The following is a 22697-nucleotide window of genomic DNA, read 5'->3' as shown; positions in this document are numbered from 1 at the left end:
GTTTCAGTCAGTCATCATCCCGGTCGCGGTGATAACGACGCCCATCGCGGCGGTCGTCGTCGCGGTCGTCCCAGCGTCGGTCATGATCGTAGTAACGACCATGATCGCGGTCGTAATGCCGGCCATGCCGATGGTCATCATCGAAATCCGCCACACAGCCGCCCAGCAATACGGCGGCGGAAACAGTCAGCAGCAGGCTTGTTGCACGCATCATTCAGATTTCCCCTAAAACCAAGGTCTTGACGACGGAAACAGTCAGCGCAGCGCGGGTACGCGCTGGCGCAGATACGACCGGGGAAACCGGTTTAGATTCACTGGCCATCAACGACCGTTCATCGCCCTGCTCGCCGTGTACGCCCCGTCCACACGGTGGCCGATTGATGGCTCTGACCGGCACGACAACAAGACGAAATCCGACAAAACCTTTTCCTCCCCCCTGCGGTCACTCCTAAAACAGACCAAGACTGGCGACGACGCCGGCATGCCCGAGCGGGTCATTTGCAACCTGCCGACCTGAAAAGAGGAATCTCAGCCATGAACGACCAACCGCCGTCGGCGATTTCCCGACGCCGTTTCCTGATTCTCGGGGCCGTGACCGCGACTGCGTTCGCGATGCCGCCCTTCATCAGCCTCAAGGCCTACGCGGCCACTCTGGAGCAACCGGCCATGGCCAAAGTGACAATTGAAGTCAACGGCAAGCCGCAGACGCTGGAGATTGACACCCGCACCACCCTGCTCGATGCGCTGCGCGAACACCTGCACCTGACCGGCAGCAAAAAGGGCTGCGACCACGGCCAGTGCGGCGCCTGCACGGTGATCGTCGATGGCCGGCGAATCAATTCGTGCCTGACCCTGGCGGTGATGCAGGACGGTGCCAAAGTCACCACCATCGAAGGCCTCGGCATGCCAGACCACCTGCATCCGATGCAGGCGGCGTTCATCAAGCATGACGGTTACCAGTGCGGCTACTGCACGCCGGGGCAGATCTGTTCGGCGGTGGCGGTGCTTGAGGAAATCCGCAACGGCATCCCCAGCCACGCCAGCGCCAGCCTCACCGAAGCACCGCAACTGATCGCCAGCGAATTGCAGGAACGCATGAGCGGCAACATCTGCCGCTGCGGCGCCTACTCGAACATCATCGAAGCCATCAGCGAAGTCGCGGAGGTCCCAGCATGAGAGCGTTCAATTACAGCCGCGCCGACTCCCCTGCCGCAGCTGCTGCCCAAGCCGCGCAAATCGAAGGCGCACGTTTCATTGCCGGCGGCACCAATCTGCTGGACTTGATGAAACTAGACATCGAAACGCCCCAGCAACTGATAGACGTCAATCACCTGGGCCTCGACCGGATCGAAGCCACCGAAGACGGCGGCTTGCGCATAGGCGCACTGGTGCGCAACACCGATCTGGCCGCCGACAACCGCGTCCGGAAAGACTACGCGCTGCTGTCCCGCGCCTTGCTCGCCGGTGCATCGGGCCAGTTGCGCAACATGGCAACCACCGCCGGCAATCTGCTCCAGCGCACGCGCTGCCCGTATTTCTACGACACCAATCAGGCCTGCAATAAACGTAATCCCGGCAGTGGTTGCGCGGCGATTGGCGGGGTCAGTCGACAACTCGGCATCATCGGTGTCAGCGACGCGTGCATCGCGACCCATCCGAGTGACATGGCGATTGCGATGCGGGCGCTGGATGCTCAGGTCGAAACGATCAAGGCTGATGGCAGCACTCGACGCATCGCCATCGCGGACTTCCACCATTTGCCCGGCACCACCCCGAATGTCGAAACCAGTCTGACGCCCGGTGAACTGATCACCGCCGTCACCCTGCCCGCCCCGGTGGGCGGCACCCATGTCTATCACAAGGTGCGCGACCGCTCGTCATACGCCTTCGCCCTGGTGTCCGTCGGCCTGATCCTGCAGAAGGATGGCAGCGGCCGCATCGCCGTCGGCGGCATCGCGCCGAAACCCTGGCGAGTCGAAGCGGCGGAAGCGCTGCTGCCGCAAGGCGCGAAAGCCGTCAGCGCGCGCCTGCTCGACGGCGCCACGCCGACCTCTGACAACCAGTTCAAAGTAACATTGGTCGAGCGCACGATTGCCTCGGTGCTGGCCCAAGCGAGGGACGAAGCATGAAATTCGACACGCCCGCCACGACCAACCCGATTGATCAGTTGAACGTCATCGGCAAACCCACCGACCGCATCGAAGGCCAGCTGAAGACCAGCGGCCAGGCGCCTTACGCCTACGAGCAACATGAAGCCGTGAAGAATCAGGCCTACGGCGTAGTGGTCGGTTCGGCCATTGCCAAGGGTCGCATCACCCGCATCGATCTGGAGGCCGCCCGCGCCGCGCCGGGAGTGCTGACCATCGTCACCGCCGCCAACGCCGGCAAGCTCGGCAAAGGCCAATACAACGCCGCGCACCTGCTGGCCGGGCCGCAAGTGCAGCACTATCACCAGGCCGTGGCGCTGGTGGTCGCCGATACCTTCGAACAGGCGCGGGCCGCAGCGCAATTGGTCAACGTCGAATACGCGCAAGACAAAGGCCAGTTTGATCTGGCCAGCGTGCGCGACCAAGGCGTGGAACCGAAAGACGATCTGCCGGACGTCAAGCACGGCGATTTCGCCACCGCCTTCGCCGCCGCGCCCGTGCAGTTCGACCAGACTTACACTACGCCGGATCAGTCCCACGCGATGATGGAGCCCCACGCGACCCTCGCCGCCTGGAAAGGCGATCACGTAACGCTCTGGACCTCCAACCAGATGATCGCCTGGAGCGTCGGCGACATCGCCGCCACCCTCGGCCTGCCCAAGGAAAACGTGCGGTTGATCTCGCCGTATATTGGTGGCGGTTTCGGCGGCAAGCTGTTCATTCGCGCCGACGCGATCCTCGCCGCCCTCGGCGCACGACTGGCGAACCGCCCCGTGAAGGTCGCCCTCGCCCGTCCGCAGATCGCCAACAACACCACCCACCGACCCGCCACCATTCAACGCATTCGCATGGGCGCCACGGCGGACGGCAAACTCACCGCCATCGCCCATGAAGGCTGGTCGGGCAACCTCGCCGACGGCAAGGTCGAAGTCGCGGCGCAGCCGAGTCAGTTGCTTTATGCCGCTGAAAATCGCTTGGTGACCATGCGCCTGGCGCCGCTGGATCTGCCGGAAGGCAACGCCATGCGCGCACCGGGTGAAACGCCGGGGCTGATGGCACTGGAGATCGCCATGGACGAGATGGCCGAACAGCTCAAACTTGATCCGATCCAGTTCCGCATTCTCAACGATACGCAGGTCGATCCGGTGAAAACTGAGCGGCCGTTCTCCCAACGGCGTCTGATTGAATGCCTGCAAACCGGCGCCGAACGTTTTGGCTGGGATAAGCGCAATGCAACGCCCGGCAGCCGTCGCGAAGGTCGCTGGCTGATCGGCATGGGCGTCGCGGCAGCGATTCGCAACAACCTGCTGGTGAAGTCCGGCGCACGGGTACGACTGGAGCGCGACGGCAAGATCACCGTTGAAACCGACATGACGGACATCGGCACCGGCAGCTACACGATCATTGCCCAGACTGCCGCCGAAGTGATGGGCGTGCGTCTCGACGATGTGACTGTGCACTTGGGCGACTCGAATTTTCCGGTGTCGTCCGGTTCCGGCGGCCAGTTCGGCGCCAACTGCTCGACCGCCGGGGTCTACGCGGCGTGCATGAAACTGCGCGAAGCGGTCACCGCCAAACTTGGCATGAGCGAGGGTGAAGCGCAGTTTGCCGATGGACACGTGCGACTGGGCACCAAGAACGTGCCGTTACGTGAGGCCGCGCAACATGCCCCGATCGAAGTCGAGGACAGCATCGAATTCGCCGACCTCGCCAAGCAGTACCAGCAATCAACCTTCGGCGCGCACTTCGTCGAAGTCGCGGTCGATGCCGCCACCGGCGAAGTCCGCGTGCGCCGGATGCTCGCGGTCTGCGCCGCCGGGCGGATTCTCAATCCGAAATCAGCCCGCAGCCAGGTGATCGGCGCCATGACCATGGGCGTCGGCGCGGCATTGATGGAAGAGCTAGCGGTAGACAAACGCCACGGCTTTTTCGTCAACCATGACCTGGCGGGCTACGAGGTGCCGGTGCATGCCGACATTCCGCATCAGGAGGTGATTTTCCTCGATGAAACCGACCCGATTTCCTCGCCGATGAAAGCCAAGGGGGTGGGTGAACTCGGGATTTGCGGCGTGAGCGCGGCGGTGGCGAATGCGATCTACAACGCCACCGGTGCACGGGTGCGGGAGTATCCGATTACCTTGGACAAGATCCTTGATGCGTTGCCGCCGATGATCTGAAACCGGTAGCGCACTAGCATGGGGTGCTAGTGCGCTAGTCACACCGGGAGATAGCTAACTCACCAACGCAATCAACTGCTGACGCTGTGCGTCGGTCAACATCAGGCCGAACCCGGCGCCGGCGTTGTCGGCCATGTACACAGGATTGCTCGTGCCAGGAATCACGCAGGTCACCGCCGGGTGCGCCAGCAGGAATTTCAGCGCCAGTTGCGGCCAGCTTTTGGCCCCGACTTGCGCCGCCCAACCTGGCAGCGGCTTGCCTTTGAGCCGTGCAAGCAGGTCGCCGCCGCCGAACGGCCGGTTGCAGATCACCGCCACCCCGCGCTCGCGGCATAACGGCAGGATGCGTTTCTCGACACCGCGATCGTCCAGGGCGTAGTTGATTTGCAGAAAGTCCACCGGCTCGGTTTTCAGCACGGCCTCGACTTCGTCATAGGCCGACGGCGTGTAATGGGTGATGCCGATGTAGCGGATACGGCCCTGCTCCTTCCATTCGCGCAGGGTCGGCAGGTGGGTTTGCCAGTCCAGCAGGTTGTGGATCTGCATCAGGTCGATGCGCTCGGTGCGCAGCAGACTGAACGACTGCTCCATCTGCGCAATGCCCTCTTCGCGACCACGGGTCCAGACCTTGGTCGCCAGAAACGCCGGTGAGCGCGGTTCGTGGATCGAGAGCAATTCACCGGTGGTTTCCTCGGCGCGGCCGTACATGGGCGAGCTGTCGATCACCGTGCCGCCCTTTTTGAACAGTTCGCCGAGCACCCCTGGCAATTGTTTGTAGACCGGATCGCCGGGAGCGACGTCGAAACCGCGATACGTGCCCAACCCCACCAGCGGCAGTGGCTCGGAGCTCGAAGGGATGGGACGTGTCTGCATGGTCTGGGCTCCTGTGGCGTTCGGCGACGTAATGGCGGCCAGCGCCCGGTCAAAGGTGAAAACCGCTGAAACCCCGGCCGCCATTGTCAGCAACCGGCGGCGGGAATATCCCTCAGTGTGGTTCATGCTGGCGCCCTTGCCCTGTAGATCTGTTGCACCTTGTGTTTTGACGCAGCCCGCAAAACCGATGGACTACACTGCGACAGCCAACCTGCGCGCCTCGTTAAAGTTAGTCGAATGTCCAGAACCCTGTTGTCACTCGTCGCATTGATCGTCGCTGTCTACCTGATCCTGTGCACGGCGCTGTTCGTATTTCAGCGGGCGCTGATCTGGTTTCCCCAGCCCGCCAGCCTGGATTCACCGGACACACGATTGACGCTGGCCATGCCCGACGCCGAAATCCGCGTGACGGTGCGCGAGCGCACCGGGCCAAGGGCGCTGATCTATTTCGGCGGAAATGCCGAAGATGTGTCACGCAATCTGCCGGAGTTTTCCAAGGCGTTTCCCGACTATTCGTTGTATTTGCTGCATTACCGGGGTTTTGGCGGCAGCGGCGGCTCGCCGTCCGAAGAGGCGATTGCCGAGGACGCGCTGGCGCTGTTCGATCAGGTGTACGCCAGTCATCCGCAGGTTGCCTTGATCGGGCGCAGTCTCGGCTCCGGCGTGGCGGTGCGGCTGGCCAGTCAGCGACCGGCGAAACAGCTGATTCTGGTCACGCCCTACAACAGCCTTGAAGAGATCGCCGCCCGTCAGTACCCGTGGGTGCCTGTGAAGTGGTTGCTCAAGGATCGTTTCCGGTCTGGTCTGTACGCGGCGCACATCCGCGTGCCGACGCTGTTACTGGCTGCAAGTGATGATGAGGTGATCCCACGGGACAGCTCGGAACAGTTGCTGGGGCACTTTCCCAAAGGCGTGGCGACGCTGAAGGTCGTGCCGGATTCGGCACACAATTCGATTTCCGAACGGCCGCAATATCTGCAATGGATGGAGAATGTGCTGAATCGCTGAGCACTTCGTCGGCGGCCTGCCAAAACCTCGCAGCGCTTCGTGAACCAAGTGCAAAAAGACCAGTCCTACCCGCGCCGCTTTCGCGACTAACTCCCTATCAGCGCTACCTTTTTTCAGAGCTTTGCGTCCCATGCGCCACGCCGTCCGTTCGTCTCGCTTCGTTTCGCTGTGCCTGTTGATCCTTTCTCCACTGCTTTCTCCCACTGCACACGCCGGCGCCGAGCGGCAACTGGTGGCCGCAATCAACGACTATCGCGCCCATCCGCAACGATGCGACCGGCGCCCTGCTCAACGGTTGGCGCCGCTGTCATTGAAATCGAATCTGGCATTACCGATCGGCTATGGCTACGGCGGTGGATTGCGTGAACGATTGAAGGACTCCGGCTACGCGGCCGTGGCGGTGCGCAGTATCCGGATCGTCGGTGCGCAGGACGCCGAAGAGGCGTTCGAAATGCTGCAAGACGATTACTGCGGCGCATTGCTCGACGGTCAATACGCCGACATCGGCATCAGCCGCGCCCGCAGCGAATGGCAAGTGGTGCTGGCCCGGCCGGTGCTCGACAGTCGTGTCGGCGACAACCGCAGCGTCGGCAAGGCCTTGCTGGCCGAAGTCAACGCCGCCCGTGCCCGCCCGCGAATGTGCGGTCGTCAGCGCTTCGCCGCTGCCCGCCCCCTGAGCTGGAACCCGGCACTCGGCGCAGCCGCCCAGGGGCACAGCAAGGCCATGGCCTACGGCAACTATTTCGCCCACCGCGACCCGGACGGCGACGGCCCGGCAGATCGCGCCCGTGCAGCCGGCTACCGTGGCCGGCAGCTCGGCGAAAACATCGCCGCCGGGCAAAGCTCACCGGGCAAGGCCATGGCCGGCTGGCTGGCCAGCCCCGGACACTGCGCCAACCTGATGAACCCGATGTTCACCCAGGTCGGCGCCGGGTTTGCCAGTGAGGCGCGCAGTGATGAAGGGGTTTACTGGACGATGCTGTTCGGGGCGCCTTGAGCACTCACTTCGGCCGACGCACCGCCCGCACCCTGCCGCTGTTCCCGCCGCCACAATAGAAGCGCTCAGCGCCATCGGCCTCCAGCCCGGAGACGCCGATTCCGCTGGGCAACGTCAGGCTTTCCAGAACCTCACCGTTGCTTGGGTCGACTCGCCGGATCTCGCTTTCATCGCCTTCCCAGGTGCCGTGCCAGAGCGCGCCGTCGACCCAGGTGACGCCGGTGACAAAACGATTGGATTCGAGGGTACGAAGGATTTTCCCGGTGTCCGGATCGATCTGGTGGATCTTGCGGTCGCGGTATTGCCCCACCCACAACGAGCCCTCGGCCCAGGCCATGCCCGAATCACCACCGTCACCCGGAGCCGGAATGGTATGGAGCACACGCCCGGTGGCCGGGTCGATTTTGTGAATTCGGCGGTCGGCAATCTGGTAAAGGTGCTGGCCATCGAACGCGGTCCCGCCATCGGCGCCGACCTTGATCGTGCGTACGGTTTCGCCGCTGGCCGGGTCGAGCGCGTTGAGCTGACCATCGCTGGCGAACCAGACTTGCCGGCCATCGAAGGTCACGCCGTGGACACCGTCGACACCTTCGAACGGGCCGTATTCCCGAAGGATTTCTGCGCTTGCCTGTTTCATGCTGGTTTCCTCGTTGAGTGGGTGAGTCCAGCCTAGCCAGTGCCCAACGACACCGGGAGTAACAAGATCGTCGCGAAACCCGGCATCGGCGGCGCCAGCCAACGTCGTGCACGACCAGCACCGAACGCCTGGATCTTGTCTTGCGCCGCCAGCGTTTCAAGTGCCCGCTGTACCTGACGCTGGCTGCTGCCCAACGCGAGCGCCAGTGCCGAACTCGACCATGCCTCGCCGTCGGCGAGCAGTGCCAGCAGCGCGGCGTATTTGTCTTCGAGCGGTAACGTGAGCAATGCCACGTCTTGCGCAATCAGTGCATAACCACGGGAAGTCGCGGCGATCCCGGCCAACGGCTGCAACGCCGCACGCAACCGGCCGATCTCGACCCGCAACCGGGCGCGGTGGGATTCATCATCAAGTTTCAATCGGAAGGCTTTGGCGATCAGCGCCTCTCTGGACACCTCTGCCGGCCAGGCTTCGGCAAGTAGCCGAACGAGGTTGAACAGCACTGGTCGCGTGGCCAGCGCCACGGTCCTTCCGGCACCGCGCACGCCGTAGCGACAGGCATCCACCACCAGTGTCGGTGAGGCAAACAACGCTTCAACTTGCGCAAGTGTCACCGCTTGCACCTGACCGGCAACGATCAATCGGGCAGCGGAAGCTTCGAGGATTTGCCGGGCGTGTTCGATCTCCGCCGACAACGCTGGAATAGCAGCCGAGTGTGCCGCCCGTTGTGCGCGTTCCAGCGCTGTTTGCGCCTTGTGCGCCTGCACCCGGCGCAAAGCGATCCCGGCGTTCATCAGTTCATGGACGGCGTGCAGGGCCGGGGGTAACGGTGCAGGATCGAGTTCACCGAGCAGCTTTTCAGCCGCTTCCAACTGACCGATCAGCAGCAACCGACGAATCTGCAAACAGCGTGCGTGTGCAGCATTCACGCCGTCGCCATGATCCTGCAAGACTTGTCGCGCCGCTTCCAGCGCCTCGACCGGCCAGCCAAGATCCCGCGCCGCCAGCGCCACTTCGGCCTCGGCCACCACGCAGCGCGCCCTGGATAATGGCTCGTTGACGCCAAACGCTTTCACCGCTCGTTGCAACAACGCCTTGGCCCGCGCCATATCGCCGAGCTGCGCCATGGCGATTCCGCGCAGGGCCAGCGCTGGCGGGTCTTCGCGCAGAGCCACGAAATTCAGCGCGGACAGCGCATCACCCACCGCCAGTGCGCGGCCGGCGGCGTTGATCAGCGAGTCCATGGAGGGTTCGACATGAAGAGGCTTTCCGGTATCAGATCGTGGGTGGAGTCTAATACCGAATGCGGTTTTGTCTGGTGAGTCGTGTTACAGCGCCCGCTCAGTCGAGGATGGCAGCGCTCTTGAGCAGCGCCTGCAAACCGACAGGCACCAGTGGTGAGTGGTCAGTGAAGCTTGAGCCGTCCTGCCAACTTGCGGTGAACGGAGCGCCGTCACTTTCGTGCCCGACGATCTGCAATTGCTCGTACACCTGCCCGTCTTCGAAACGGGCGTCGTACACCTGAACGATTTCATGCCCCGGTTTGCCGTTATAGACGAACAGGCTTTCAAGCGTGCCGAGCAGGCGCAGATCCTTCACTGAAAGACCCAGCTCTTCCTGCACTTCGCGCACGATCGCCTCGCGGCTGGTTTCGCCAAACTCTATGCCGCCACCGATAGGCCGGTAGAAGGATTTGTCTGCGATCGGGTCGTGGAACCGGTTAACCAGAATCTTGCGCTGGTGATGAAAGACACACAGTGCAAGTGCGCGGATACGCTGCTCGGCCATGGGGTGAAATCCGTTTGCTGGAAAAAAGGCCCGGGATTAGATCACACCCCACAGGGATCGCGCTGCAGTTGATCTCAGACCGGCGAAATCGTGGCAAGAACGCCGATCATGATGGTCAACACAAGAAAGCCGCCGAGGAAAATCGCCATCTTAGCCATGAAGGCCTCCTGAATACTGAATGTCCGGCGCACCGGGCGCTTCGGAGTGAAGCGCGTCGCGTATGGCCGAACGGCAGGGCTATTTTGGGCGCATGGCTGAGATGGTTACAGATGCAGATTCGACAGGAAAAAGCGGATCAGATGGATCGGGCTGGCGCATGGGTCGATATTCAGATCGGTACAGATGGTTTCCATTGCGCCGCTTTGATCTAGAGTCATGGGCGCCGCGCCAAGAACAACAAAAATACAGGAGTGAAACCATGTCTGACCTGAACCTGCACCCCAATGCCGCCGAATCCCTGAACCGCTGGCACGAGATGATCCGCACCGGCAACCTCAAGGCCCTGCCCGAGTTGCTGGATCCCAAAGCGGTGTTTCGCTCGCCAATGGCGCATACGCCCTACCCCGGCGCGCCTGTGGTTTCGATGATCCTCAACACCGTGTTCAATGTGTTCGAAGACTTCAAATACCACCGTGAACTGGCGACGGCCGATGGCCTGAATGTGGTGCTGGAATTCAGCGCCAAAGTCGGAACGAAAGAGCTCAAGGGCATCGACATGATCCGCTTCGATGAACAAGGCAGGATCGTCGAGTTCGAAGTGATGGTGCGGCCGTTGAGCGGTTTGCAGGCGCTTGGCGAGGAAATGGGCCGGCGTCTGGGAGCTTATCTGGCTGCCGCCAAAGCCTGAAACCCGGACACAAAAAAGCCCACTGACCGTCGCCGGTTCAGTGGGCTTCGTGTATCAGGCGTCTGGATTACAGAGCCATGTCACGTGCAGCGCTTTCTTTTGGAGCCGGGGCTTTTTCAGCCGAGGCGTCCGCCGCTGGAGCTGCAGCCTGGCCAATCACCGGAGGAGTTGGCAGTTGCAGGATCTTGGCGGTGTAGGCCCACTCTTCAGCCACTTTGGCTGGATCGTTGTTCAGCTGGGTGCCGTAGCTTGGAACGATCTGGTGCAGCTTGGCTTGCCACTCAGGGGTAGCGACCTTGTCCTTGAAGACTTTCTGCAGCACGCTCAGCATGATCGGTGCAGCGGTCGACGCGCCTGGCGATGCCCCCAGCAGACCGGCAATCGAACCGTCTTGCGAAGCAACGATTTCGGTGCCCAGTTTCAGCACGCCACCAGCGGCTTCATCACGCTTGATGATCTGCACACGCTGGCCGGCTTGCCACAGGCGCCAGTCTTCGGCTTTGGCGTTCGGGAAGTATTCCTTCAGCGCATTCAGACGGTCTTCATCCGACAGCATCAGTTGACCGGCCAGGTACTCGACCAGCGGGTATTCCTTGATGCCGACCTTGGTCATCGGCCAGATGTTGTGGGTGGTGGTGCTGGTCAGCAGGTCCAGGTACGAGCCTTCTTTCAGGAACTTGGTGCTGAAAGTCGCGAACGGGCCAAACAGGATGACGCGCTTGCCGTCCAGGACACGGGTGTCCAGGTGCGGAACGGACATCGGAGGCGCGCCAACCGAAGCTTTACCGTAGGCCTTGGCCAGGTGTTGTTCGGCGATGGCCGGGTTATCGGTCACCAGGAACGAGCCGCCTACCGGGAAGCCAGCGTATTCCTTGGCTTCAGGAATGCCCGACTTCTGCAGCAGGTGCAGTGCACCGCCGCCGGCGCCGATGAACACGAACTTGGCGTCGGTTTCAGTCTTGGTGCCGTCTTTCAGGTTTTTGTAGCTGACGCGCCAGGTGCCATCGGCGTTCTTGGTGATGTCCTGGACTTCGCTCGACAGTTTCAGGTCGAAGTTAGGCTTGGTCTGCAGGTAACCGGCGAACTGGCGGGTGATTTCGCCGAAGTTCATGTCGGTGCCCAGCGGGCTCCAGGTGGCCGCGATTTTCTGGTTCGGGTCACGCCCTTCCATCATCAGCGGAACCCACTTCTTGATCACAGCCGGATCTTCGGAGTACTGCATGCCGGCGAACAGCGGGCTCGCTTGCAGGGCTTCGTAGCGCTTTTTCAGGAATTTGATGTTGTCATCGCCCCACACGAAGCTCATGTGCGGAGTGGTGTTGATGAACGAACGAGGGTCCTTCAGGACGCCCTGACGAACCTGCCAGGCCCAGAACTGACGGGAAACCTGGAACGCTTCGTTGATTTCGACGGCTTTAGGGATGGTGACATTGCCCTTGTCGTCTTCCGGGGTGTAGTTCAGCTCGGCGAGTGCGGAGTGACCGGTACCGGCGTTGTTCCAGCCGTTGGAGCTTTCCAGGGCGACGCCGTCGAGGCGCTCGACCATTTCCATCGACCAGGTTGGCTCCAGCTCATTGATCCACACACCCAGGGTGGTGCTCATGATGCCGCCGCCGATCAGCAGGACGTCGACTTTCTTTGCTTCCTCGGCATTGGCGGAAGACATCCCCATCGCCAAAGCCAGCCCCAGCAAGGCTGTGTTCACTTTTTTAAACATCTGTTGCACCTATGATAAAACGCCTTCCGCCCGCCGCTGTTGTACGTATGAGGTCCCCTCTTTCGCGACACTCAGGCCAGCGTCGCGGGTTCCGGCACACTTCAATTTTGACGGGTGGGCACACAAGGCCGACAGGCTGCGTCGACCTCAGTTATATGTCCCTTCTGAACTGACTTCTTATCATTATTGGCTTCAGCTACTTGAGCGACAGGGGTTCTGCCTGGGCCGCCGAAAAGCGCACCAGACTGAATTGGGTCAAAACAAGTGGCGCGAAGAATATCACGTCATGGCAAACCCGCGCGTCTGTTCGCGACCGGATAGTTTTCGATTGGTTCCTCAAGCGCTTTCAAACGCTGTCCTGTTCCTGATAAGTTGTACGACGACTGACAAACAATCCAGTCGTTCCGAAACCTACAACAACAAGGAATCCTCATGAACAAAAGCAAAGTGCTGCTCGGTCTCTTCTGCGTCTTCAGCGGCTACGTCGCCGCCGCCCCCGCCGAACAGGACGTCGCTCAGGCCGTGAACCACCTGACTCAGGCGATGCTGCACAAGAACATTGCCGAACTGAACGCACTGACCGCCGACAACCTCACCTACGGCCACTCCAACGGCAAGATTCAGGACAAGAAAGCCTTCATTGCCGATATCGAAACCGGCAAGAGCGCATTCAAGACGCTGGAGATGCAAAACCAGACCATCACCCTGTCCGGAGACACTGCGCTGGTACGCCATCATTTTTCCGCACAGGCACTGAAAGGCACCGAAGTTGTGCCTACGGAAATCGAGAACTTCCAGATCTGGCAGAAACAGTCTGGCAAGTGGTTGCTGGTGGGGCGTCAGGCGTACAAGTTCTGATTGATTGGCACAGCTCTGCCGTTAGAAGCAGGCAGAGCTTTTCAATGGATGCGAAGTCAGATTTCTATTGCTCCACATCCGGTTTCATTTGCGCCTCCCCTTTCCCCCTCTCCCTGATATGCTTCACCGCATTACCGTACGTGCTCAATTCTTTGGAGTAATCAATGCCTCGCCTACGCGTCAAGCACTTTGGTCCTATCCGTGATGGTGTGAAAAACGATGGCTGGATAGAGTTCAAGCGCGTGACCGTGTTCGTGGGCAATCAGGGCTCCGGCAAAAGCACATTGGCCAAGCTTTTTTCGACTTTCTCGTGGATTGAAAAAGCGCTGGTTCGAGGGGATTACGACAAGAAATGGTTTGAGGAAAAGGATCGGCTCACCAAGCCGTTTCTAACCTATCATCGACTCGAAAACTACGTTTCGTCCGATCAGAAAAACAAAACAGAAATAGACTATGAAGGCGATGCCTTCACGATCAAATATGTTCATGGCCGTATGCACATCACTCCATCCAAGGCAAAGGAATATCACTTGCCTCAGATCATGTACGTGCCTGCCGAGCGTAATTTTATTTCCTACGTCAGGCATACGGAGGAGCTGCGACTTTCTTCTGAGTCGCTCAAGGAATTTCTTACCGAATTCAACTACGCCAAAGAAAACATGAAGGGATCTCTTGCACTCCCTATCAATAATGCTGATCTCGAATACGACCCGCTAACGAACACACTGAGCATTCGAGAGCCCGGATATCAGCTGGAGTTGGCTGACGCCTCAAGTGGTTTCCAGTCTGCTGTTCCCCTCCACCTTGTGAGCCAATACCTGGTCAACAGGGTGAAAGAGCCCATAGAGAACCGCCAAGAGTCGATGAGCACCAAAGAGCTGGAGCGATTCAGGAAAGAAGCAGAAAAGTACTTCTCTGAGTCTCTGACCATAGAGCAACGGCGTGCATTTATTTCGACCTTGTCGACACGGTTCAACAAAACGGCTTTTATCAATATTGTCGAAGAACCAGAGCAAAACCTTTTTCCTCAATCGCAATGGGGTGTTTTACAGAGCCTTCTGCAGTTCAATAATCAAGGAAACGAAAACCGCCTGGTATTGACGACACATAGCCCATATGTGGTGAATTACTTGACGATTGCAGTACAAGGCAAACAGCTCCACGACAACATCCTGAAGAAAAAACGCGACTCCGCCCTGATGCCCAAGCTCGCCAGGGTAATCCCCTTGCAAAGCCTGCTGGACGCTGGTGAACTGGCAATCTACCAAGCTGACGAGAAGACTGGGAGCATTGCAATACTGCCAATGGCTGAGGGTATCCCCTCTGATAGCAACTATCTCAACGAGTCGCTACGCGAAGGCAATGACATGTTTGATCGTCTCCTGGATATCGAGGAGGAACTGGAGGCGTGAATTTTCTCGATACCGAGTGCCAGACAGGCCCCTTCGACGATCTAGAGTTTGGCCTTTGCGACGATCAACCTTCAGAGGTCGCTTACGTTGCTCTCAATGATCGAGAACAGTGGATTGCCACGGTAAAGAATCCGAGCCGAAAGCGTGTCACTTTTACTGCAATCGACAAGTGCGTAATCAAAGACCACGAGGAGGCTGGTCGAGGACGCTGCGACTGCATGCTCACCACCGATGCCGCGCTGTACCTTATTGAGCTAAAGGATTGGGGGCGAAGTAACTGGCAAAGCCACGCACTCGATCAACTAGAGTCGACCATCGAGTTTTTGCTTGCTACGCACGGTGAAGAATTTCTGATCAGCCACAGCCCCAAAAAAGCTTATGTATGTAACAGAAAAAAAGCACCTTTCGTTGAAATTAATAATGTGTTGAAAAGGCGCTTTTCAAAGCACTACAACTTCCGGCTGGATATACAGACAACGGTCCAAATCGATTGAATCGATAATGTGGCGTCGGCGGTGAAAAATCAGGCGGTTTGCCTACGAATAATCTTCACAACCGAAACCGATCCACCGACTGCGCCAGCCGCCCCGCCAGACTCGATAACTCATCCGTCGTAGTCGCTGTCTCGCCGATCACCCGGCTGTTGCCCTCCGACATCCCGGCGATCATCTCCACCTGATGCGCAATCTCGTTACTCGCCTGACTTTGCTCGCCGATCGTGCGGGTGATGTCGTTGACCAGTTGCGTGGTGTTCAAGGTCGCGTCGAGGATTTCGCGGATGGCGCGTTCGACGTCCGCAGTGACCGCCATCCCCTTGTCGACCTGGGCGACACCCGCCTCCATGCTGCTGACGGCCTCTCGGGTGCTGTTCTGGATGCGCGCGACCATTGCGGCAATTTCCTGGGTCGATGCGCTGGTGCGTGCGGCGAGGCTGCGGACCTCATCGGCCACCACCGCAAACCCCCTGCCCTGCTCGCCCGCCCGGGCGGCCTCGATGGCGGCATTGAGCGCCAGCAGGTTGGTCTGGTCGGCGATGCTCTTGATCACCTGAATGATGTTGAAGATGCCTTCCGACTCCTGATCCAGCGTGCGGATCACCTGTGCCGACTGCTGCGCCGAACGGGCAATGTCGTCCATGTCGCTGACCACCTGATGAATCACCTGCCCGCCGTTTTTCGCCAGTGATTCGGCCTGGCTGGCCATGTCTAGTGCGCGCTCTGCGTGACGGGTGATTTCCTCGATGCTGGCGGTCATCTGGCTCGCAGCGGCGGCCATGGTGCCGGCAGCGGTGCTTTGTTGCTGGCTGCTGTCGGCGACCTGATGGCAACCATGGCTCAGTTGCTCGCTCATACCGCTGACACCGTGGGCGTTGCGTCGCACCACGTCGATCATGTCCCGCAGGTCGCGCTGCATCGTGGCGAGCGTGCGGATCAGCGCACTGGCTTCGTCCTTGCCGGGCGGTTCGGCGATCGGTTCGCTGAGGTTGCCGTGGGCGATGCTTTCGGCGATGCGGCTGGCGGATTTCAGCGGCCCCATGATGCTCAGGATCACCCAGCGGCCCTGGGCTAACAGCAGCAACAGACTGGCGACCAGGACAATGCCGAGGGCGATATTGGCATTGTGGATCGCCGCCTCGGTGCCTTCACTGGTGTGCCGGGTATTGGTTTCGATCAGCTCGCTGAGAGCGGCCATCTGTTCTTCGAGCTGGCTGAACGCTGCACTGAAGGTCCCCAGATGTTGCTGGGCGCTGTCCGGGTTTTCCAGTGCGAGACCGACGATTTGTTCGCCGGCGCTGATGTAGGTGTCGAGGCTGGGTTTGATCTGTTCCAGCGCGGACCGGATCGTCGGATTCACCGGTAGCTTGAGGTTTTCACCCAGCACCTCGCGAAAATGCGCCGCATGCTCTTCAACCGAACTGCGCACATCGTCCGCCGTACTCGTGCTTTTGCCCAGGCCCACCAGCATCGCCGAGTACACGTCGGCACGCAGGGCGTCGTGCATCATGTCGGCCTCCATGTGGTTGCGCAGCGCGCTCATGCTGACCGCGTTGTCACTGACCGCCGACGCCATCCGCTGATTACCGACGTAACTGACCAGGCTCACGATCAACGCCGTCAGCAGGCTGGTCGCAATCAGCAACACCAAACGCAGTTTGATCGACACCGTGGCTTCCTCCCTGGTCGCGCCCTATGGCGCCTTTCAACAGTTCAGTTAAGCCTATTTCCATGAACCCGCCGCGCGAGAGCGTCTCAACGTGTGTCGTCACATGCAGTAAAAAAGCGCGCTGTGCGGCAGTTCTCGCTTTGTTGTCGGTTACCACTCACCCCAATGCATTGAACTCCGGCGCCACCGCGCACCTCTCACATTATGTGGTACTTCCTTTTCGCTTTACGCTGCTGGAGGAACACCGTCATGCGCCGTTTATTACTCGTTTCGTCTCTCATGCTGTGCCTGCCGTTCGGCTCGGCCCTTGCCCGCGTGGACGCAGGGGATGTCGCCACTTCGGCGGGGGTTTCCGCCTCGCTGTACTCGACCTTCAAGGATCACAAAATGGTGATTCCGGCTCGTGACGACTTGTCTGCATTCGTCGCCAGTGGCGGTGCCATTCGTGGTGTGTACCTGGAATCGGTGTTGCAACAGGTTCGTCAGAGCAATCCTGGCCTGAACGCCAGTGACGAGGACCTGGCCAACGCGATCCTCGTGCATTACGAAGGTTTGTCGCAGTAACACCCGCACGCCGGGCGACGGTGGCTGACGGACTCGCCACCCTTGCGCCGTGCCGATGGATGGCAGCCGGGTAACCATGGGCAAAACCGTCGATCGGCCTCTATGATGGAGGCCATGACGATTTCCGCCTCGCTCCGCTCCCCTTGCCCGCCGGGTCTTTGCATCTGCGGGCGTGATCCGCTGCTGGATACGCCCGGCGCGGACGTGCGCATCCTGTTGCTCACCCGCGAGGAAGAAAAGCGTCTGCTTGAGCGTCTGGAAAACCTGAAAGACCTCGCCGACCTCGAGCGCCTGCAAGGCAAGATGTTCGATCAGTTAGGCATTCGTGTAGTGATCGTACCGAAGTTCGGTGAGGTGCGGACCGTGCGAGGCGGCATCGAGATCGAGGTCCAGGATCTGCCGGGACTTTGCCGCAAAACCCGCAAAACCATCCCCGCCGCTATCCGCCGTGGCCTGGAAAACAATCCGCAAGTGGCCTTCGATCTGCTCAACGCCCACGACTTGCTGCGCGGCACCTGATCATTTCTTCATGCCCACCCGCTTGCGCATCTCGGCCGTGATGCTCTGCCGGGTTTTCTTCATGTCCGCCCAAGGCTCATCGCCCACTTCCGCCAGCCGTTCGTGAACGTTGCGCACGTTCCATTGATCGGCGCCCTTGATCTCCCCGACCTCTTCTCGAAACAGCGGCACCGACACCGGTAACCCTTCGCGAGTACGCGCTGCGTAGGCGCAAATGGTGGTGGCACCCAGGCCGTTGCGCAGGTAATCGATGAAGATCCGCCCCACCCGATTTTTCGGCCCGGACACCGCAGAAAAACGCTCCGGCAACAGCTTCGCCATGTGAGTGACGATGGCGTGGCTGAAATCCTTGACCTCGTCCCAGCCATGCTTGCGGGTCAGCGGCACCACCAGATGGATACCCTTGCCGCCGCTGGTTTTGAGGAACGCCTTGAGGCCCAGCTCATCCAGCACGGTCAGCGTCAGCGCCGTGGCTTCGACCATGCTTTTCCAGGGCAGCGCCGGATCCGGATCGAGGTCGAGGACAAAGCGGTCGGGCTTCTCCAGATCGGTGGTCGTAGCATTCCAGGTATGCAGTTCGACCGTGCTCATCTGCACCGCGCCGATCAAGGCTTCGGCGTTGTTGATCAGCATCACCGGCTGGCCGGTCAGCTCCTTGTCGAGCGTGCGGATGCCGGGGATCGCCAGATTCTCGGCGTTCTTCTGGAAGAACAGATCACCGGCGATACCGTCCGGCGCGCGCACCAGCGCCACCGGGCGATCCTTGAGCTGCGGCAGAATCCATTCGGCGACGCTGGCGTAGTACTCGGCCAGCTGCATTTTGGTGGTGCCACTGCTGGCGTCGATCACCCGGTCGGGATGAGTGATCCGCACCTTGCCGTCGGCCAGGCCGGATTGGGACGGTGCAGTAGATTCAGTCTTTGAAGTCTTCATCGGTTTGGCGCGCTCCTCGGTGATGTCCTTGGCCGGTTTGTCCTCGCGCAAGCCATGGAACACGGCGTGACGCACCGAGCCGTCCTGGGTCATTTCGGCGAACGCCACTTCCGCCAGCAGACTCGGTTTGAGCCAGTGCACACCCTTGACCTCGAACCCTGTAGGCGGGTTGGCCACTGCCGGTTTTTTCACTTGTAACGGTTTCAGCCGCGCGAGGATGCTCTTGAGGGTGGTTTCATTGAATCCGGTGCCGACCTTGCCGGCATACCGCAACTCGCCGCTGTCACGATCATGCAGCCCCAACAGCAACGCGCCGAACGAACTGCGTGCGCCTTTCGGATCGGTGTAACCAACGATCACGAATTCCTGGCGATGCTTGCACTTGAGCTTGATCCAGTCGCTGCTGCGGCGCGACACATAAGGCGAGCCGAGCCGTTTACCGATCAGGCCTTCCATGCGCATCTGACAGGCGCTGTTGAGCAACGCCTGCGGGGTTTCGTCGAACGCTTCGGAAAAACGCAGCAGCGGGTCTTGATGCGTTTTCAGCACCGTGGCCAGCGCAGCACGACGTTCCTCCATAGGCACCTCGCGCAGGTCGACGCCGTTCAGATACGGCAGATCGAACAGGTAATAGACGATTTTTTCGCTGCGTCCCGAATCGAACGCGTTTTGCAGGGCCTGAAAATCAGGCACGCCGTCCGCATCGGCGACCACCATCTCACCATCCAGCCACGCCGACTCCAGGCCCAGCGCCGCCAGGGCTTGCGCCTGTTTCGGCATTTTTTGCGTCCAGTCATGGCCATTGCGGGTGAATAACTGCACCTCGTCCTGATCAATGCGCGCCATGATCCGATAGCCGTCGAACTTGATTTCGTATTGCCAATCCCCTTCCGGTGCACTCTCCACCAAAGTCGCCAGTTGAGGTTTCAACTGCGCCGGGATACTCGCCTTGTGGGCGCCAGTGAGTTTGCCGGAAGCGGGCTTGCGCGGTGATTTCGCCGGGCCTTTCAGCGGTTTGACCTGCTTCGCACTGAGGCTGGGCTTGTCGACGATAGTGCGCTCGCTGAGCACGCTGTCGGGCTCGGCGACCAGCACGTCGTAATCGCTTTGCGGGCGTGCGGCGCTGTCCTGATGCTTGATCAGAAACCACTGCTCTTTCTTGCCCGGCATGTGGGTGCGCACCAGATTCCACACCCCGGCGAGCTTCTCGCCTTGCAGCTCAAATTTGAGTTTGCCTTTGGCGTAGGCTTTCTCCGGGTCTTCCAGCGGAATCCACACACCGCGATCCCAGACGATCACATCGCCGGCGCCGTAATGCCCTTCGGGAATGCTGCCCTCAAATGTCGCGTAATCCAGCGGATGGTCTTCGACATGCACCGCCAGCCGCTTGACCTTGGGATCCAGCGACGGCCCCTTGGGCACCGCCCAGCTCTTGAGCGCGCCGTCGAGCTCCAGGCGAAAGTCGTAATGCAGGTGCGAGGCATCGTGCTTTTGAATGCAGAATTGCAGGGCATGGTCGCCGGCGGATTTCTTGCCCCGCCGGCGTTCAGCCGCCGGTTCAGAGGTCGCCGAAAAGTCGCGCATCCGGTTGTAGTCGTCGAGATTCCTACTCATCCTGCACCTGCCTTGTTTCAGCCTGTTCGAGTCACCGTCAGCGCGACCACGGCAATCCGGTCGACGCGCTGATAGCCTGGATTGAGCAACTCTTCCCCAAACACATCGGGATCGAGTTCGCGGTAGGTCCAGCCGAAGCGTTTTTCATCCAGCCGTGGCAATACCGTATCGAGGAAGGGATCGCGGCCATCGACCATCGCTACGCCGGTGTACAGCAGCAGCGAGCCGCCGGGTGTCAGGTGATTGAGCGCCTGTTCGACGATCCGCAGCGACAGACCCGCCCCCAGCGTCCCGCCACCGTGGCGGTAAGCTCGCCCGGCCGGATCGGCCATGTAGGGCGGGTTGGCGACGATCAGGTCGAATTCGCCGTCGACGCCTTGCAGCACATCACTGGCGCGCACTTCGACGTTGGCCACTTCAGCCAACGCTGCATTGATCGTGGTCAGGCGCAACGCGGCGGGGTTGATATCCACCGCCAGCACTTGCGCTTCTCGCCGGGCACGGCCAATCAGGATCGCGCCCACTCCGGCGCCACAACCGATGTCTACCGCCCGGTGGATGGGCGCAAAGTTCTGCTGTAAATGGCTGTGGATCAGTTGAGCAAAGCGATAGGTGTCCGGGCCGAAGAACACCGAGTCGGCTGCATCGGTGGGGAATCCGGAATGCACGAAAAGCAGGTCGTCCAGACTCGACCAGCGCACCCGGCTCTTCAAGCGCCCGTCGAACTGATCGATCACTTGGGCGTCCTGCAATTGCCGCTGTTCATCGGCAGACAGAAGGCCCGGTTCGAACGGGCGCGACCATCCGAATACATCCCGCAGGCAATCGGCGGCCTGCCCTTCGTCGCGCTGGTTGACCCGTTGATGGGTCAACGGCGTCGGGGTGATGAAACGATAGCCGTCGGCCTGCAAGCGCCGCCCCAGTTGCAGCAGCACCAGATCGTTGGCGGACAGTTGTTCTTCCTGATTCATTGATGACTTCCTTAACGCAGGCCGGATTTGAGTTGGATGAATCGGCGAGTGGCGAGCAGCCCGGCCGGATGTGCATGGCGCGACGCTGCGAGCCAAGGGATCAACGTTGCGATTTGGGTGCGAGCGTCCTGCCCTTGCAGCGCCGCACTGAGGCGCTGCACATCGGGGTCCTGTTCGGGCACCTCGATCGGCGCAGGGACTGAGGGGCGGCGGCGGAACGCGACAGGTTTGTCTGCAGAAACCCAGTCACCGGCAATCCAGTCGTGAACCAGTTGTTTTTCATAGGCGCTGAACACGCCGAACATCGCCGCACCATCGCCATCGATCAATTGCCAAAAGCGGCTGCCCTGTGGATCTTCGTTGCGCTTGATCCAGCCCTTGTCTTGCAAGGCTTGCAGAAACCCGGGCAACTGCTGAGGATCGGCCAGCCATTGATTGACGGTCTTGCCTTCGAAGCGGCAATAGTCGGAGTGCATGTGCTGAGCGAACGGACACTTGCGCTCAAGCATCGCCAACAATTCGCGCTCCAGATCGAACCCCTCGATGATCGCGCGGCTGCCCTGTCCCAGGTCATTGAGCCGATAGCCCAGCGATACCCGGCGCAGGAAATCGCTGCGATCAGCCTCCAGAGGCAGCAGATCAAGAACGGCCTGAACGGCTTTTTGCGCATGACCGGTACTGGCGTTATCGATGGTCACGTGCAGAGTGAAGTAGTAAGGATCGATCCCCAGTTCACTGAGTTCGTAACTGCTGATCAACAGGTGCAGGGGCAGTTGCTCGTAGCCAAGGTTGTAACCGATCACCTCCGGCAAAAAATCCATGCCGCCGGCACCGAGGGCCAATTGCAGCGCGCCTTGCAGATAGCGTTCGTCGGGCAGCGGGCTGCCGGACTCCAGGCCGTGTTCGGCGAGCAATTGCCGGTAGATCACCACGTGATTCTGCGCCGGATTGCCCTCGCCCAGTTCTTCCAGATAAGTGCTGATCAGGCTGCTGAAACGCGGATCGCGCCACTGTCCGAGCAAGCCGTAGAGCCAGGCGCCATCGACCAGTTTGGTCGGCGCCACCGCTTGCAGGAAATACAGCGCATGAGCCTTGCAACTGAAGAACTGCCGTGCGCCTCCAGCCTTGCGTTGTTGCAGGTAGTCGGCGTATTGCCGGGCGACATCGGCACAGTGCTCGGCCACCCAGGCATGCCACTGCGCGGGGTCCGATGGCAGCTCATCCTTCAACTGCGCGGCTTGCAGCAGTTGATCTTCCAGAAATGCGCGCGTCAGCGGCTGAGGATGTTCGTCGGCTAAAAGTGCTTCATGGATACGCCGCAACCCACCCGGAGAATCGAGCGGACGCGATGGGGCGGGGGCAGCTTGCAGGTGAGTCAGGACAGTCATGGCAATATTCTCGATCGATTGGCAGGACGCTCAGTCACTCGCCTCTAATGAAGCAGAGAGGCTTGGCGCGTCAAAAATTCAATC

The 22697-nt window shown here is 60.4% G+C and carries 21 protein-coding genes and 1 pseudogene; 11 read left to right on the top strand and 11 right to left on the bottom strand.

The window, feature by feature from the left end; translation table 11 throughout:
* Positions 1–7 precede the first annotated feature (7 nt).
* Positions 8–214, bottom strand: a complete 207-nt coding sequence (locus tag CAF63_RS16225; protein ID WP_064382340.1) for a hypothetical protein — start codon at positions 212–214, stop codon at positions 8–10.
* A 320-nt stretch (positions 215–534) separates the two neighbouring features.
* Between CAF63_RS16225 and paoA the strand changes: the two genes are divergently transcribed.
* Genes paoA through paoC form a run of 3 tightly spaced genes read left to right on the top strand, consistent with a single transcriptional unit; the run spans position 535 to position 4324 of the window.
* The gene (gene paoA / locus CAF63_RS16220) at positions 535–1176 is read left to right on the top strand and encodes an aldehyde dehydrogenase iron-sulfur subunit PaoA (protein ID WP_085686377.1); all 642 of its coding nucleotides are present in this window, start codon (positions 535–537) and stop codon (positions 1174–1176) included.
* Positions 1173–2129, top strand: coding sequence for a xanthine dehydrogenase family protein subunit M (locus tag CAF63_RS16215; protein ID WP_085686375.1), 957 nt, complete (start codon positions 1173–1175; stop codon positions 2127–2129). The genes paoA and CAF63_RS16215 overlap by 4 nt, the downstream gene beginning before the upstream one ends.
* Positions 2126–4324, top strand: a complete 2199-nt coding sequence (paoC, locus tag CAF63_RS16210; protein ID WP_085686373.1) for an aldehyde oxidoreductase molybdenum-binding subunit PaoC — start codon at positions 2126–2128, stop codon at positions 4322–4324. Before CAF63_RS16215 ends, paoC begins: the two co-directional genes overlap by 4 nt.
* A gap of 54 nt (positions 4325–4378) precedes the next feature.
* Here the strand turns inward: paoC and CAF63_RS16205 are convergent, their stop codons facing one another.
* Positions 4379–5323 (bottom strand): aldo/keto reductase, encoded by a 945-nt coding sequence (locus CAF63_RS16205; protein WP_085686371.1) that lies wholly within the window; start codon positions 5321–5323, stop codon positions 4379–4381.
* Positions 5324–5434: 111 nt separating this feature from the next.
* On the opposite strand from CAF63_RS16205, the gene CAF63_RS16200 reads away from it, so the two are divergent.
* Positions 5435–6205 (top strand): alpha/beta hydrolase, encoded by a 771-nt coding sequence (locus CAF63_RS16200; protein WP_085686368.1) that lies wholly within the window; start codon positions 5435–5437, stop codon positions 6203–6205.
* 130 nt (positions 6206–6335) lie between these two features.
* Positions 6336–7202 carry a CAP domain-containing protein gene (locus tag CAF63_RS16195; RefSeq protein ID WP_085686366.1) on the top strand — a complete coding sequence of 289 codons (867 nt, stop codon included), beginning with the start codon at positions 6336–6338 and terminating at the stop codon, positions 7200–7202.
* 4 nt (positions 7203–7206) lie between these two features.
* Here the strand turns inward: CAF63_RS16195 and CAF63_RS16190 are convergent, their stop codons facing one another.
* The 3 genes from CAF63_RS16190 to CAF63_RS16180 form a co-directional block, all read right to left on the bottom strand.
* On the bottom strand, positions 7207–7839 hold the full coding sequence (locus tag CAF63_RS16190; protein ID WP_085686364.1) for a PQQ-binding-like beta-propeller repeat protein: 633 nt from the start codon (positions 7837–7839) through the stop codon (positions 7207–7209).
* Between the two features lie 32 nt (positions 7840–7871).
* Positions 7872–9083: a helix-turn-helix domain-containing protein gene (locus CAF63_RS16185; protein ID WP_085686362.1), complete on the bottom strand. Its 1212-nt coding sequence runs from the start codon at positions 9081–9083 to the stop codon at positions 7872–7874.
* Between the two features lie 97 nt (positions 9084–9180).
* Positions 9181–9627, bottom strand: a complete 447-nt coding sequence (locus CAF63_RS16180; RefSeq protein WP_085686360.1) for an NUDIX hydrolase — start codon at positions 9625–9627, stop codon at positions 9181–9183.
* Between the two features lie 418 nt (positions 9628–10045).
* Between CAF63_RS16180 and CAF63_RS16170 the strand changes: the two genes are divergently transcribed.
* Complete coding sequence (locus CAF63_RS16170) at positions 10046–10474, top strand: nuclear transport factor 2 family protein (protein WP_085686358.1); 429 nt, start codon at positions 10046–10048, stop codon at positions 10472–10474.
* A 67-nt stretch (positions 10475–10541) separates the two neighbouring features.
* Here the strand turns inward: CAF63_RS16170 and mqo are convergent, their stop codons facing one another.
* Positions 10542–12191, bottom strand: a complete 1650-nt coding sequence (mqo, locus tag CAF63_RS16165) for a malate dehydrogenase (quinone) (protein WP_085686356.1) — start codon at positions 12189–12191, stop codon at positions 10542–10544.
* Positions 12192–12623: 432 nt separating this feature from the next.
* On the opposite strand from mqo, the gene CAF63_RS16160 reads away from it, so the two are divergent.
* The 3 genes from CAF63_RS16160 (at position 12624) to CAF63_RS16150 (ending at position 14955) form a co-directional block, all read left to right on the top strand.
* On the top strand, positions 12624–13049 hold the full coding sequence (locus CAF63_RS16160; protein WP_085686354.1) for a nuclear transport factor 2 family protein: 426 nt from the start codon (positions 12624–12626) through the stop codon (positions 13047–13049).
* A gap of 164 nt (positions 13050–13213) precedes the next feature.
* Positions 13214–14461, top strand: coding sequence for an AAA family ATPase (locus CAF63_RS16155; RefSeq protein ID WP_085686352.1), 1248 nt, complete (start codon positions 13214–13216; stop codon positions 14459–14461).
* Complete coding sequence (locus CAF63_RS16150; RefSeq protein ID WP_085686350.1) at positions 14458–14955, top strand: hypothetical protein; 498 nt, start codon at positions 14458–14460, stop codon at positions 14953–14955. Before CAF63_RS16155 ends, CAF63_RS16150 begins: the two co-directional genes overlap by 4 nt.
* A 55-nt stretch (positions 14956–15010) precedes the next feature.
* Here the strand turns inward: CAF63_RS16150 and CAF63_RS29290 are convergent, their stop codons facing one another.
* Together CAF63_RS29290 and CAF63_RS29285 are read right to left on the bottom strand one after the other, a co-directional pair.
* Positions 15011–15736, bottom strand: a complete 726-nt coding sequence (locus CAF63_RS29290) for a methyl-accepting chemotaxis protein (protein ID WP_371807410.1) — start codon at positions 15734–15736, stop codon at positions 15011–15013.
* 129 nt (positions 15737–15865) lie between these two features.
* A pseudogene (locus CAF63_RS29285) lies at positions 15866–16624 on the bottom strand (MCP four helix bundle domain-containing protein); the annotation flags it as partial.
* A 249-nt stretch (positions 16625–16873) separates the two neighbouring features.
* Here CAF63_RS29285 and CAF63_RS16140 point away from each other — a divergent pair.
* Together CAF63_RS16140 and CAF63_RS16135 are read left to right on the top strand one after the other, a co-directional pair.
* On the top strand, positions 16874–17188 hold the full coding sequence (locus CAF63_RS16140) for a DUF2388 domain-containing protein (RefSeq protein ID WP_085686347.1): 315 nt from the start codon (positions 16874–16876) through the stop codon (positions 17186–17188).
* 114 nt (positions 17189–17302) lie between these two features.
* Positions 17303–17707 (top strand): hypothetical protein, encoded by a 405-nt coding sequence (locus CAF63_RS16135; protein WP_178081295.1) that lies wholly within the window; start codon positions 17303–17305, stop codon positions 17705–17707.
* On the opposite strand, the gene ligD is transcribed toward CAF63_RS16135, so the two are convergent.
* From ligD to CAF63_RS16120, 3 genes are read right to left on the bottom strand one after another with little or no spacing between them, the layout of a single operon-like run.
* Positions 17708–20254, bottom strand: a complete 2547-nt coding sequence (gene ligD, locus CAF63_RS16130) for a DNA ligase D (RefSeq protein WP_085686343.1) — start codon at positions 20252–20254, stop codon at positions 17708–17710.
* Between the two features lie 17 nt (positions 20255–20271).
* On the bottom strand, positions 20272–21225 hold the full coding sequence (locus tag CAF63_RS16125; RefSeq protein WP_085686341.1) for a methyltransferase: 954 nt from the start codon (positions 21223–21225) through the stop codon (positions 20272–20274).
* Between the two features lie 11 nt (positions 21226–21236).
* Complete coding sequence (locus CAF63_RS16120) at positions 21237–22613, bottom strand: iron-containing redox enzyme family protein (protein WP_085686339.1); 1377 nt, start codon at positions 22611–22613, stop codon at positions 21237–21239.
* Between the last annotated feature and the right edge of the window lie 84 nt (positions 22614–22697).

This window comes from Pseudomonas sp. B20(2017), from assembly GCF_002113125.1.
Taxonomy (GTDB): domain Bacteria; phylum Pseudomonadota; class Gammaproteobacteria; order Pseudomonadales; family Pseudomonadaceae; genus Aquipseudomonas.
This window is presented reverse-complemented; position numbering and strand designations above follow the sequence as displayed.

Excerpts from the sequence above, each read along its gene's own strand:
- CAF63_RS16160 (WP_085686354.1), top strand. The coding sequence starts at position 12,624 with ATGAACAAAAGCAAAGTGCTGCTCGGTCTCTTCTGCGTCTTCAGCGGC.
- CAF63_RS16225 (WP_064382340.1), bottom strand. The coding sequence starts at position 214 with ATGATGCGTGCAACAAGCCTGCTGCTGACTGTTTCCGCCGCCGTATTG.
- CAF63_RS16140 (WP_085686347.1), top strand. The coding sequence starts at position 16,874 with ATGCGCCGTTTATTACTCGTTTCGTCTCTCATGCTGTGCCTGCCGTTC.
- CAF63_RS16185 (WP_085686362.1), bottom strand. The coding sequence starts at position 9,083 with ATGGACTCGCTGATCAACGCCGCCGGCCGCGCACTGGCGGTGGGTGAT.
- CAF63_RS16120 (WP_085686339.1), bottom strand. The coding sequence starts at position 22,613 with ATGACTGTCCTGACTCACCTGCAAGCTGCCCCCGCCCCATCGCGTCCG.
- CAF63_RS16155 (WP_085686352.1), top strand. The coding sequence starts at position 13,214 with ATGCCTCGCCTACGCGTCAAGCACTTTGGTCCTATCCGTGATGGTGTG.
- paoC (WP_085686373.1), top strand. The coding sequence starts at position 2,126 with ATGAAATTCGACACGCCCGCCACGACCAACCCGATTGATCAGTTGAAC.
- CAF63_RS16180 (WP_085686360.1), bottom strand. The coding sequence starts at position 9,627 with ATGGCCGAGCAGCGTATCCGCGCACTTGCACTGTGTGTCTTTCATCAC.
- CAF63_RS16190 (WP_085686364.1), bottom strand. The coding sequence starts at position 7,839 with ATGAAACAGGCAAGCGCAGAAATCCTTCGGGAATACGGCCCGTTCGAA.
- CAF63_RS16215 (WP_085686375.1), top strand. The coding sequence starts at position 1,173 with ATGAGAGCGTTCAATTACAGCCGCGCCGACTCCCCTGCCGCAGCTGCT.
- CAF63_RS16205 (WP_085686371.1), bottom strand. The coding sequence starts at position 5,323 with ATGAACCACACTGAGGGATATTCCCGCCGCCGGTTGCTGACAATGGCG.
- paoA (WP_085686377.1), top strand. The coding sequence starts at position 535 with ATGAACGACCAACCGCCGTCGGCGATTTCCCGACGCCGTTTCCTGATT.
- CAF63_RS16195 (WP_085686366.1), top strand. The coding sequence starts at position 6,336 with ATGCGCCACGCCGTCCGTTCGTCTCGCTTCGTTTCGCTGTGCCTGTTG.
- CAF63_RS16135 (WP_178081295.1), top strand. The coding sequence starts at position 17,303 with ATGACGATTTCCGCCTCGCTCCGCTCCCCTTGCCCGCCGGGTCTTTGC.
- ligD (WP_085686343.1), bottom strand. The coding sequence starts at position 20,254 with ATGAGTAGGAATCTCGACGACTACAACCGGATGCGCGACTTTTCGGCG.
- CAF63_RS29290 (WP_371807410.1), bottom strand. The coding sequence starts at position 15,736 with ATGGCCGCCGCTGCGAGCCAGATGACCGCCAGCATCGAGGAAATCACC.
- CAF63_RS16125 (WP_085686341.1), bottom strand. The coding sequence starts at position 21,225 with ATGAATCAGGAAGAACAACTGTCCGCCAACGATCTGGTGCTGCTGCAA.
- CAF63_RS16170 (WP_085686358.1), top strand. The coding sequence starts at position 10,046 with ATGTCTGACCTGAACCTGCACCCCAATGCCGCCGAATCCCTGAACCGC.
- CAF63_RS16200 (WP_085686368.1), top strand. The coding sequence starts at position 5,435 with ATGTCCAGAACCCTGTTGTCACTCGTCGCATTGATCGTCGCTGTCTAC.
- mqo (WP_085686356.1), bottom strand. The coding sequence starts at position 12,191 with ATGTTTAAAAAAGTGAACACAGCCTTGCTGGGGCTGGCTTTGGCGATG.